8 protein-coding genes and 1 pseudogene are annotated in these 11396 nt (G+C 64.1%); 5 read left to right on the forward strand and 4 right to left on the reverse strand.

What is annotated here, in order from left to right:
* Position 1 precedes the first annotated feature (1 nt).
* Both V1286_RS39160 and V1286_RS29190 read right to left on the reverse strand, forming a co-directional pair.
* Positions 2-407 (reverse strand): annotated as a pseudogene (locus tag V1286_RS39160) (GFA family protein).
* A 76-nt stretch (positions 408-483) separates the two neighbouring features.
* Positions 484-1431 (reverse strand): alpha/beta hydrolase, encoded by a 948-nt coding sequence (locus V1286_RS29190; protein WP_334485487.1) that lies wholly within the window; start codon positions 1429-1431, stop codon positions 484-486.
* A gap of 220 nt (positions 1432-1651) precedes the next feature.
* On the opposite strand from V1286_RS29190, the gene V1286_RS29195 reads away from it, so the two are divergent.
* Complete coding sequence (locus V1286_RS29195; protein ID WP_334485489.1) at positions 1652-2119, forward strand: Hsp20 family protein; 468 nt, start codon at positions 1652-1654, stop codon at positions 2117-2119.
* A 6-nt stretch (positions 2120-2125) separates the two neighbouring features.
* Here V1286_RS29195 and V1286_RS29200 read toward each other — a convergent pair whose 3' ends face one another.
* The gene (locus V1286_RS29200) at positions 2126-2332 is read right to left on the reverse strand and encodes a hypothetical protein (RefSeq protein ID WP_334485491.1); all 207 of its coding nucleotides are present in this window, start codon (positions 2330-2332) and stop codon (positions 2126-2128) included.
* On the opposite strand from V1286_RS29200, the gene V1286_RS29205 reads away from it, so the two are divergent.
* The gene (locus tag V1286_RS29205) at positions 2325-3098 is read left to right on the forward strand and encodes an alpha/beta fold hydrolase (protein ID WP_334485493.1); all 774 of its coding nucleotides are present in this window, start codon (positions 2325-2327) and stop codon (positions 3096-3098) included. The genes V1286_RS29200 and V1286_RS29205 overlap by 8 nt on opposite strands.
* 178 nt (positions 3099-3276) lie before the next feature.
* Here the strand turns inward: V1286_RS29205 and V1286_RS29210 are convergent, their stop codons facing one another.
* Entirely contained in the window at positions 3277-3954 is a 678-nt protein-coding gene (locus tag V1286_RS29210; RefSeq protein ID WP_334485495.1) for a hypothetical protein, read from the reverse strand.
* Positions 3955-4435: 481 nt separating this feature from the next.
* On the opposite strand from V1286_RS29210, the gene gltB reads away from it, so the two are divergent.
* The 3 genes from gltB (at position 4436) to V1286_RS29225 (ending at position 11362) form a co-directional block, all read left to right on the forward strand.
* Positions 4436-9184, forward strand: coding sequence for a glutamate synthase large subunit (gene gltB, locus V1286_RS29215; RefSeq protein WP_334485497.1), 4749 nt, complete (start codon positions 4436-4438; stop codon positions 9182-9184).
* A gap of 144 nt (positions 9185-9328) precedes the next feature.
* On the forward strand, positions 9329-10786 hold the full coding sequence (locus tag V1286_RS29220; RefSeq protein ID WP_334485499.1) for a glutamate synthase subunit beta: 1458 nt from the start codon (positions 9329-9331) through the stop codon (positions 10784-10786).
* A gap of 195 nt (positions 10787-10981) precedes the next feature.
* Positions 10982-11362 (forward strand): BA14K family protein, encoded by a 381-nt coding sequence (locus V1286_RS29225; protein WP_334485501.1) that lies wholly within the window; start codon positions 10982-10984, stop codon positions 11360-11362.
* Positions 11363-11396: the final 34 nt, after the last annotated feature.

The raw sequence follows: 11396 nt of genomic DNA on the forward strand, positions 1-11396 counted from the left end.
GCTACGGCTTCGGCCCGTAGCCCGGAACCCATTTTTCGTGCTGGGGCAAGTCGTCCTGAATCGTCCACCAGGGCGCGCGCGACGACGTAAATACGTGCAGGCGCGGCCGAACCTTTGGATCGTCGTCGAACAGACCGGCGGGGATACTGACCGTCTCCAGATAACTTGCCTTGCCTGGAGTCAGGCAGCCGCAGATCTTGCAACGATAGCGGAAACTGCCGGGCGCGGATTCATAGCGCACGGTCATGTCCTCGCCTGCCGAAAATCGGAACTTGTCAACTTCGACGTGAGCGTATGAATGCCGCGCCGGTAAGCTTGCGGCAATTGGCACAATGGCAGTGTGTGATCGAGCGTACCTCATCGACTTCAAACCTGACGGTACCGCACAGGCAGCTTCCACGAATCATGACGGCATTCTCCAGACCCGAAGTACCGCCAGCGCGGTTCGCGTCCGATTGAACCGGATCAAATCACGGCAAGCAACTATTTGAACAGCGGCGTGCCCGGCACGAAGGCGTCGAACGCCGCCCAGAATTGCGAGCGGTAGCGATCCTGCTCCTGCAGGATCTCGTGCCTGGAGCCCGCGATCACCAGATGCGAGCCGGCGCGCAGATGGTAGGCGAATTCCTCGATCGCGGCCGTGGAAACAATGGTGTCGTTGCTGGCGGCCAGCATCAGGATCGGCTGGCGGATTTCGGACGGGTAGTTCATGCCACGAAACGTATTCATCGCCCTGAACGCGGTATCGGCCCAGGCCACCGTCGGCGAGCCGATACCCAGCGTCGGGTCTTCTTCCAGGATCGCGGCGTTGCGGGCGTAACGCACGGGATCGCTGGTGAAGGGATTGTTGATGAAGGATTCCGTTCCGGTCAGCGCGTCGCTGCCGCCGGGCACGTAGCGGCCGCCCTGCCCCATCAGCCGCATGACCCGCAGCAACGCCCGCGACGGAAACGCGGTCCTGCGCCCCGGCAGGTCGATCATCGGCGCCGTCAGCACCATGCGGTCGAACCAGCGCTTTCCCGCACGCGCCACCCGCAGCATCACCGCCCCGCCCATCGAATGCGCCAGCGCGAAATAGGGCGGCGGGCAATCCGGCAGCACCACCTGCTGCACGAAGGTTTCGACGTCGACTTCGAAATCGGAGAAGTCGCGGACATAGCCCTTGCGCGGATCGCGCAGGCGGCGCGAGGAATGCCCCTGGCCGCGCCAGTCGATCATCGCCACCGCAAAACCGCGATCGCGCAAGTCCCGCACCGTCTCGAAATACTTTTCGATCGGCTCGCTGCGCCCGGTGAAGACGCAGACCGTGCCCTTGCGTCCCGCCGGCGGCGCCCAGCGCGCGAACCGCAATTCCGCGCCGTCGGGCGTCTTGATGGTGCCTGAGACGACGTCCTCCGGAACCGGATTGGCGGGGATAGAGACGAGCGTCATGAAGAGGAACCGGCCAGGTGAAAAGGGCTGGAATTCAAGGGTGGGAGCGTCGAAAACGGGCCCGTTTGGCCCCTCTTGAACGCCGTTTCACCCCTCCCATATCATTTCTGTGCAGGCCGCTACCAGTGTTTCGGAACCGAAACATGAAGGCTGCACAAGTGCGAAAGCCCGGCCCGATGGCGGGCGGGTAACTGAAACAGTCGCTCAATGGAGGACTACCATGCGTACCTACGATCTCACCCCGTTTTATCGTTCCACCGTCGGCTTCGACCGCTTCTTCAACCTGCTCGATCAGGCGACCTCAGACGGCAGCCCCGGTTATCCCCCCTACAATATCGAGCGCACCGGTGAGAACGCCTACCGCATCAGCGTTGCGGTCTCCGGCTTCTCGCAAGGCGAGCTTTCGATCGTCGCGAAGGAAAACACGCTGACGATCAAGGGCGAGAAGTCAGCCAACGAGAACGGCAAGGACAATTCCGAGGTGCTCTACCGCGGCATTGCGGCGCGCGCCTTCGAGCGCATCTTCCAGCTTGCCGATTTCGTGCAGGTGAAGGACGCCTCGCTCGAGAACGGTCTGCTCCACGTCGATCTCGTCCGCGAGATCCCCGAGGCCAAGAAGCCGCGCAGCATTCCGATTAATTCCGGCGCCAACGCTCCGCAGGTGGTCGACGCTTCGGTCGCTGCGTAACGCAGGTCAAGTCTTCGGCCGATATTGGCTGAATGCGAAAACGCCCCGGGAAACCGGGGCGTTTTTTTGCGCAATCCTGATCTGCAATTTTGCAGCGTTGTGCTCAGTCACGTCGCCGTGAGGTTGTGTAACGATGCCGCCGCTCTCCTCGAATTTCGAACTGGAGCGGGCGAGCCGCTTATCAAGCCGATCATGGAGCAGACCGATGAGCATCTTACGAACACTGACAATCGTGGCCGGCGTCCTTGCGGGATCGCTCGGCGTGCAAGCCGCGCCGGCGCTGGCCGCCAGTCCCGTCAAGGCGAAGAATGTCGTGCTGGTACACGGCGCGTGGGCCGACGGATCGAGCTGGGCGCAGGTGATTCCAAAGCTTCAGGCGGCGGGCCTTCACGTCACTGCCGTACAGAACCCACTGACCTCGCTGGCAGATTCCGTTGCCGAGACACGCCGCGTTTTGGCGCAACAGGACGGCCCGACGGTTTTGGTGGCGCATTCCTGGGGTGGCACCGTAATCAGCGAAGTAGGCACCGATCCGAAGGTCACCGGGCTAGTGTATGTCGCAGCGCGCGCGCCCGATGCCGGCGAGGATTTCGTCGCCCTTTCGCGGAAGTTTCCGGCAGGCCCCGCGCGAGCCGGCGTGCAGGAGCATGACGGCTTCACCAAATTATCCGAGGACGCCTTCCTGAAATATTTTGCCAACGGGGTCGATCCGACGACTGCGAAAGTCCTCTACGCCGTGCAGTGGCCGACCGCGGCTTCCATTTTCGCCGGCCGCACTACCGCTGCCGCCTGGCGCAGCAAGCCGAGTTGGTACGCAGTGTCGAAGCAGGACTACACCATCAATCCCGACCTTGAGCGGTTTCTCGCCAAGCGCATGAACGCGACGACGGTCGAACTGGATGCCGGCCATCTGTCGCTGGTGTCGCAGCCGGACAAGGTCGCCGACCTGATCCTGGCCGCCGCAGGCCAGCGCGAATAACCCGGCACAATGAAAACGCCCCGGAAAACCGGGGCGTTTTTGGTTGGTAGGTTCGTAGCCTGGATGGAGCGCAGCGCAATCCGGGATAACTCTATCCGCTCGCAAGGTCCCCGGATTGCGCTGAGCCTGTCATCGGGCGCGCGTTCGCGCGACCCGTTGGCTCCTCCGGGCTACGCATTCATTCCAGCCCCTGCACCGTCGGCATGTCTTGGGTCGGCGCAATCTGCGGAGCGGGCTTTTCTGCAGCCGAGCCGGTTGTCACCGGAGCGGCTGCCGGCACCTCGGCCGGCTTCGGGGCCGGCACTGCTGCCTGTTTGATCGGTGCGGCGGCGGGTTTGGCGGCCAGCGGCTTTGCCTTCGGCACCGGCACGGTGCGGCTCGCAACGTGAGGCACTGGCCGTGATGGCGGCGCCGCTGCCTGAACATGGGCCGGCGCTTGGGCCTGTGGCGGCGGAGCGGCGGAGGGTGCGCCGAGAGCGCTCTGGTCTTCGTCGTAATTGTCGCCCATCCCGCGGGCCGGCACGAAGCGGATGATCCGGCCGTTGCGCGCGTCGATCACCAGCCGCCCGCCCTCGCCGCCGCGGTCGATCGCCGCGATCGTGTAGACGAAGCCGCGGAGCCTGGGGATGCCGAGCGGCAAGAATCCGTTGTCGCGCAGCACGGAATAGACTTCTGTCGACGGCAACAGGCCCGGACCGGGGCCGTATCCGTATTGCGGCCCGGGAACCGGGGGCGGTGCCACTGCATAGGGGGCGGCGAAATCCGATGCCGCAGTGTAACGCCCGGGCACCTGCGCCTGCGCGCTGCCCGCCAGAAGGACCAGTCCCGCCGCCAAAGATCCCGTGAACAACTTCATCACCGAAAGCTCCTGTAAGCCCCGCAGCCGCCGGGCCTGAGCGGGAGCACTTCTGCGCTCACGCCTGCCGGCCCGGACTGGAATTTCATGGCGAAATCCGGCGGTCCTTGGGCCGGATCGGGGCGCCGTTGCCGCAAACGCCCGCTGGCGGTTTTTTCCCGGCCGCCAAGCGCCGATTCGCACGTGGGCGGGGACTTTCACGTGCTTGTGTGATAGACAAAAATTTGGCATGGTCGAAGTTAGGACAGCATCACTGTCTCAATTGCGGGGCGGTCCCGGCACAGGGATTGCAACGAAACCGTGGCGCCACGAGCTCCAGGGCAGTGCAGGCAAGGCCGTTCCTCAGGGACGTTGAACGCCCAAGCCTGAATTTAAGAAATTGCGGCTCGCGGAGGACGAGCGGTGGCCCGGTGGGTGCCGCAAGCGTCCAAGGTGCGCCGACGATGCGGTGAGGCCCTTAGCCTTTTTTGAGAGGAATAAGATGAGCGGGTCGGAATTCGAGCGCGAAAACATCGTGGCAGAAGCACTGTCGGCGACCGCGGTTTCGAAACCGGCCGACACTTTGCTTGAAGATGTTCAGCGCGAACATGACTGGCGTCCGCCAGCCGTGGGACTCTACGACCTCGGCATGGAAAAGGATTCCTGCGGCGTCGGCTTCATCGCCAACATCAAGGGCAAGAAGTCACACCAGATCGTCTCCGACGCGATCAGCATTCTCTGCAACCTCGAGCATCGCGGCGCAGTCGGCGCCGATCCGCGCGCCGGCGACGGCGCCGGCATTCTCGTGCAGATCCCGCATGCGTTCTTCGCCCGCAAGACCGCAGCGCTCGGCTTCAAGCTGCCGGAGCCCGGCCAATACGCGATCGGCGCGCTGTTCATGCCAAAGGAGACGGCATGGCGAAAGGTGATCCAGAGCATCATCGCCGAACAGATCAAGGAAGAAGGCCTGGTTTTGCTCGGCTGGCGCGACGTGCCGTCCGACAACGCCTCGCTCGGCGTAACCGTCAAGCCGACCGAGCCCTATCATATGCAGGTGTTCATCGGCCGCAACGGCACGGCGAAGACCGAGGAAGAGTTCGAGCGCAGGCTCTACATCCTGCGCAAGTCGATCTCGCAGGCGATCTATCAGCGCCGCGACCGCGGCATGGCCGGCTACTACCCGGTCTCGCTGTCGTGCCGCACCGTGATCTACAAAGGCATGTTCCTCGCCGACCAGCTCGGCAAGTACTATCCCGACCTGCATGAAGAGGATTTCGAGAGCGCGCTGGCGCTGGTGCATCAGCGCTTCTCGACCAACACCTTCCCGACCTGGTCGCTGGCGCATCCCTACCGGATGATCGCCCATAACGGCGAAATCAACACGCTGCGCGGCAACGTCAACTGGATGGCGGCGCGCCAGGCTTCCGTGCATTCGGAGCTCTACGGCAAGGACATCAGCCGGCTCTGGCCGATCTCCTATGAAGGCCAGAGCGACACCGCCTGCTTCGACAACGCGCTCGAATTCCTGGTGCAGGGCGGCTACTCGCTGCCGCACGCGGTGATGATGATGATACCGGAAGCGTGGGCCGGCAATCCGTTGATGGATGAGCAGCGCCGCGCCTTCTACGAATATCACGCCGCCCTGATGGAGCCGTGGGACGGCCCCGCCGCGATCGCCTTTACCGACGGCCGCCAGATCGGCGCAACACTAGACCGCAACGGGCTGCGCCCGGCGCGCTATCTCGTCACCAAGGACGACCGCATCGTGATGGCGTCCGAAATGGGCGTGCTGAAGATCCCCGAGGACCAGATCGTCACCAAGTGGCGGCTGCAGCCCGGCAAGATGCTGCTGGTCGACCTCGAACAGGGACGTCTCATTCCCGACGACGAGATCAAGGCGACGCTGGCCAAGAGCCATCCCTACAGCGACTGGCTGCATCGCACCCAGCTCGTGCTGGAGGAACTGCCCGACGCGCCCACCAAGGGCATCCGCTCGAACCTGCCGCTGCTCGACCGGCAGCAGGCGTTCGGCTATTCGCAGGAAGACGTCACCATCCTGATGACGCCGATGGCGGCCACCGGCGAAGAAGCCGCGGGCTCGATGGGCAACGACACCCCGATCTCGGCGCTGTCGGACCGGCCGAAGCCGCTCTTCACCTACTTCAAGCAGAACTTCGCGCAGGTCACCAACCCGCCGATCGATCCGATCCGCGAGGAGCTCGTCATGAGCCTCGTCTCGATCATCGGGCCGCGGCCGAACCTGTTCGACCTGCAGGGCATGGCCTCGACCAAGCGGCTCGAAGTGCGCCAGCCGATTCTGACGGATGCGGACCTGGAAAAGATCCGCTCGATCTCCGATGTCGCGGACACCCATTTCAAGTCGCGCACGCTCGACACCACCTTCCACGCCGGCTTCGGCGCGGCGGGGATGGAGCAGGTGCTTGACGAATTGTGCGCGCGCGCCGAGGGCGCGGTGCGCGAAGGCGTCAACATCATCATCCTGTCGGACCGCATGGCCGGCTCGGACCGGATTCCGATTCCCTCGCTGCTGGCCTGCGCCGCTGTGCATCATCATCTGATCCGCACGGGATTGCGCACCTCGGTCGGGATCGTCGTCGAGTCCGGCGAACCGCGCGAAGTGCATCATTTTGCGTGCCTGGCCGGTTACGGCGCCGAGGCGATCAACCCGTATCTGGCGTTCGAGACCATCATCGCGATGAAGGACCGCCTGCCGGGCGCGCTCGACGACTATGAGATCGTCAAGCGCTACATCAAGTCGATCGGCAAGGGCCTCTTGAAGGTGATGTCCAAGATGGGCATCTCGACCTACCAGTCCTATTGCGGCGCGCAGATTTTTGACGCCGTCGGGCTGAAGGCCGATTTCGTCGCGAAGTATTTCGCCGGCACCCATACCCGCATCGAAGGCGTGGGGCTTGCCGAGATCGCCGAGGAAACCGCGCGCCGCCATACGGACGCGTTCGGCGATGCGCAGGTCTACAAGACTGCGCTCGACGTCGGCGGCGAGTACGCTTACCGCACCCGCGGCGAGGAACATGCATGGACGGCCGAATCCGTCTCGACGCTGCAGCATGCCGTGCGCGGCAATTCGCAGGAGCGTTACCGCGCGTTCGCAAAAATCCTCAACGAGCAGTCCGAGCGGCTCTTGACGCTGCGCGGCCTGTTCCGGATCAAGACCGCCGAGGACGAGAAGCGCAAGCCGGTGAAGCTCGACCAAGTCGAGCCGGCCGCCGAGATCGTCAAGCGTTTCGCCACCGGTGCGATGAGCTTCGGCTCGATCTCGCGCGAGGCGCACACCACGCTCGCGATCGCTATGAACCGGATCGGCGGCAAGTCGAACACCGGCGAAGGCGGCGAAGAGGCCGATCGCTTCAAGCCGCTGCCGAACGGCGACAGCATGCGTTCGGCGATCAAGCAGGTCGCCTCGGGCCGTTTCGGCGTGACGACGGAATATCTCGTCAACTCCGACATGATGCAGATCAAGATGGCGCAGGGTGCCAAGCCCGGCGAAGGCGGCCAGTTGCCCGGCCACAAGGTCGACGCGACCATTGCGCGCGTGCGGCATTCGACGCCCGGCGTCGGTCTCATTTCGCCGCCGCCGCATCACGACATCTATTCGATCGAGGATCTGGCGCAGCTGATCTACGACCTCAAGAACGTCAATCCGGACGGCCAGGTCTCGGTCAAGCTGGTTTCCGAAATCGGCGTCGGCACGGTGGCCGCGGGCGTTGCGAAAGCGCGCGCCGACCACGTCACCATCGCAGGCTTCGAGGGCGGCACCGGCGCCTCCCCCCTCACCTCGATCAAGCACGCAGGTAGCCCGTGGGAAATCGGCCTTGCCGAAACCCATCAGACGCTGGTGCGCGAGCGGCTGCGCAGCCGCATCGTGGTCCAGGTCGACGGCGGCTTCCGCACCGGGCGCGACGTCGTGATCGGTGCGCTCCTGGGCGCCGACGAGTTCGGCTTTGCCACCGCGCCGCTGATCGCGGCCGGCTGCATCATGATGCGCAAGTGCCACCTCAACACCTGCCCGGTCGGCGTCGCGACGCAGGATCCGGTGCTGCGCAAGCGCTTCACCGGCCAGCCCGAGCACGTCATCAACTACTTCTTCTTCGTTGCCGAAGAGGTGCGCGAGATCATGGCGCAACTCGGTTACAGGAAGTTCGACGAGATGGTCGGCCAGACCCAGATGCTCGACCAATCCACTCTGGTGGCGCACTGGAAGGCCAAGGGCCTCGACTTCTCAAAGCTTTTCGTCCGCCAGAAGGAAGAAAAGGGCCAGAAGATCTATCACGCCGAGGCCCAGAACCATCATCTGGAGAAGGTGCTCGACCGCCGCCTGATCGAGAAGGCGCAGGCCGCGCTCGACCGCGGCGCGCCGGTCAGAATCGAGGAAGAGATCAACAACACCGACCGCTCGGCGGGTGCGATGCTGTCGGGTCAGGTCGCAAAGATCTACGGCCATGCCGGGCTGCCGCATGACAGCATCCATGTCAGCCTGAAGGGCACCGCGGGGCAGGCGTTCGGCGCGTGGCTGGCGCGCGGCGTCACTTTCGATCTCGAAGGCGAAGGCAACGACTATGTCGGCAAGGGCCTGTCCGGCGGCCGCATCATCGTCAAGCCGCCGAGGAATTCCGGCATCGTGCCGGAAGAGTCCATCATCGTCGGCAACACGGTGATGTACGGCGCGATCGAGGGCGAATGCTATTTCCGCGGCATCGCCGGCGAGCGCTTCGCGGTGCGTAACTCAGGTGCGGTCGCGGTCGTCGAAGGCGCCGGCGATCATTGCTGCGAGTACATGACCGGCGGCATCGTCGTGGTGCTGGGCAAGACCGGGCGCAACTTCGCGGCCGGCATGTCGGGCGGCGTCGCCTATGTGCTGGACGAGGCCGGCGACTTCGAAAAGCTCTGCAACCTCGCGATGGTCGAGCTCGAGCCGGTATTGTCGGAAGAGCTGATCAATGCGGGCACTTACAACCACTCCGGCGATCTCGAGGCGCATGGCCGGGTCGACGTGTTCGCCAATCTGCTGGAGTCCGATATCGAGCGGCTGCACATCCTGATCACGCGCCACGCCAAGCTGACCGGCTCGAAGAAAGCGGCCGAGATCCTCGCCGACTGGAAGACGTGGCTCCTGAAATTCCGCAAGGTGATGCCGGTGGAGTACCGCCGCGCACTGAAGGAATTGAAGGCGAACGCCGACGCCGAACCCAAAATCGCAATCGGGGCTTAGGGAATCGAGGCCTCATCCTTCGAGACGCGGCGCAACGCGCCGCCGCTCGGGATGAGGAGAAAAGACTGAACGTTCCTCATGGTGAGAAGGCGCGAGGCCGTCTCGAACCATAGGGCCAAGAAGATGCAAGGGCGTCAGGTTCAAATGGGCAAGATCACAGGTTTTCTCGAGATCGACCGGAATGAGCGCAAGTACTCACCGGTCGCCGAGCGTTTGAAGCATTATCGCGAATTCGTCATTCCCCTGAGCGAGAAGGACACCCGCGATCAGGCCGCGCGCTGCATGAATTGCGGCATCCCCTATTGCCACGGCACCGGTTCGGTGGCGCCGGGTACGCCGGGCTGCCCGGTCAACAACCAGATCCCAGACTTCAACGACCTCGTCTATCAGGGCAACTGGGAAGAAGCCTCGCGCAACCTGCACTCGACCAACAATTTCCCCGAGTTCACCGGCCGCATCTGCCCCGCCCCGTGCGAGGCATCCTGCACGCTCAACATCGACGACAACCCGGTCACCATCAAGACCATCGAATGCGCCATTGTGGATCGCGCCTGGGACAATGGCTGGCTGCAGCCGGAGATCGCGCCTGCCAGGACCGGCAAGAAGGTCGCGATCGTCGGCTCCGGCCCGGCGGGATTAGCGGCCGCGCAGCAGCTCGCGCGCGCCGGCCACGACGTCCATGTCTACGAAAAGTTCGCCAAGGCCGGCGGTTTGCTTCGTTATGGCATCCCCGACTTCAAGATGGAAAAGCACATCATCGACCGCCGCGTGGCGCAGATGGAAGCCGAGGGCGTGACGTTCCATTACGGCGTCCATGTCGGCGGCACTTCGCCGGGCTCTGTCGATCCGCGCGAGTTGCTCAACCAGTATGACGCGGTGGCATTGACCGGCGGCGCCGAAGCCGGCCGCGATCTGCCGATCCCCGGCCGCGACCTCGACGGCATCCACTTTGCGATGGATTTCCTGCCGCAACAAAATCGCCGCGTCTCCTCCGAGCCGCTCGGCGACGCCAAGGAGATTCTCGCCGAAGGCAAGCATGTCGTCGTGATCGGCGGCGGCGACACCGGTTCGGACTGCATCGGAACTTCATTCCGGCAGGGCGCAAAATCCGTCACGCAACTTGAAATCATGCCGGCGCCGCCCGAGCACGAGAACAAGGGCCTGACCTGGCCGAACTGGCCCTTGAAGATGCGGACTTCGTCGAGCCAGGCCGAAGGCGCCAAGCGCGAATTCGCGGTGCTGACGCAGAAATTCTCCGGCGTCGACGGCAAGGTGCAAAAGCTGCATTGCGTGCAGGTCGACGACAAGTTCAAGCCGATCGCCGGTACCGAATTCGAACTCGAGGCGCAGCTCGTGCTGCTCGCCATGGGTTTCGTGCATCCGGTGCACGAGGGCATGCTGAAGAACCTCGGCGTCGATCTCGACCAGCGCGGCAACGTCCGCGCCAACACCCATGACTACCAGACCTCGCTTCCCAACGTCTTCTCCGCCGGCGACATGCGCCGCGGCCAGTCGCTGGTGGTTTGGGCGATCCGCGAAGGCCGGCTGTGCGCGCGGGCGATCGATCAGTATCTGATGGGGACGACGACGCTGCCGCGGTAACGGCCGCCATCGCCGGGCTCACTCCCGGCGAACGGGAATCCCGGCGAAGATCGATGGAAGCGTGGGTCAGCCCACGTATGCCGCGATGTGTATGGACACCTCATCGTATTGCCCGCAACCTCGCCTGGTTCGGATCAGCGCTCACCGTTCCTCCGGTGCGCATTACTATCCGGAATCATAGGGAAAGGCGGCAATATGAGAACTCAGGGAACGGGCAATTCCGTTCGCCAGCGCATCACACGCGTATTGGCGGCCGGCGCTCTGCTATTCATGTACGCATTCGGCATGATTGCCACGACCGGCGCCTTTGTTGCAGCGGGCGTATCTCCGGCCTTCGCGCAACGCGGCCGGGGGCGAGGCCGGGGCGGCGGCTGGGGCCGAGGTCGAGGTGACGGTGTCGGCGCAGCAATCGGGATCGGGGTCGGCGCGGCCATCATCGGCGGCGCGATTGCGGCGAGCGCCGCCGAGCAGCAGCGGCGCGATGCCGTCAGCTATTGCATGCAGCGCTATCGTTCGTTCGATCCCGAGAGCATGACCTATCTCGGCCGCGACGGCCTCCGCCGTTCCTGCCCGTAGAAGACGACTGTCTGTCACGATATTTCAGGACCCC

Origin of the sequence: Bradyrhizobium algeriense, assembly GCF_036924595.1 — a bacterium.
GTDB classification, from domain to species: Bacteria; Pseudomonadota; Alphaproteobacteria; order Rhizobiales; family Xanthobacteraceae; genus Bradyrhizobium; species Bradyrhizobium algeriense.

Excerpts from the sequence above, each read along its gene's own strand:
- V1286_RS29190 (WP_334485487.1), bottom strand. The coding sequence starts at position 1,431 with ATGACGCTCGTCTCTATCCCCGCCAATCCGGTTCCGGAGGACGTCGTC.
- V1286_RS29195 (WP_334485489.1), top strand. The coding sequence starts at position 1,652 with ATGCGTACCTACGATCTCACCCCGTTTTATCGTTCCACCGTCGGCTTC.
- V1286_RS29205 (WP_334485493.1), top strand. The coding sequence starts at position 2,325 with ATGAGCATCTTACGAACACTGACAATCGTGGCCGGCGTCCTTGCGGGA.
- V1286_RS29200 (WP_334485491.1), bottom strand. The coding sequence starts at position 2,332 with ATGCTCATCGGTCTGCTCCATGATCGGCTTGATAAGCGGCTCGCCCGC.
- V1286_RS29210 (WP_334485495.1), bottom strand. The coding sequence starts at position 3,954 with ATGAAGTTGTTCACGGGATCTTTGGCGGCGGGACTGGTCCTTCTGGCG.
- gltB (WP_334485497.1), top strand. The coding sequence starts at position 4,436 with ATGAGCGGGTCGGAATTCGAGCGCGAAAACATCGTGGCAGAAGCACTG.
- V1286_RS29220 (WP_334485499.1), top strand. The coding sequence starts at position 9,329 with ATGGGCAAGATCACAGGTTTTCTCGAGATCGACCGGAATGAGCGCAAG.
- V1286_RS29225 (WP_334485501.1), top strand. The coding sequence starts at position 10,982 with ATGAGAACTCAGGGAACGGGCAATTCCGTTCGCCAGCGCATCACACGC.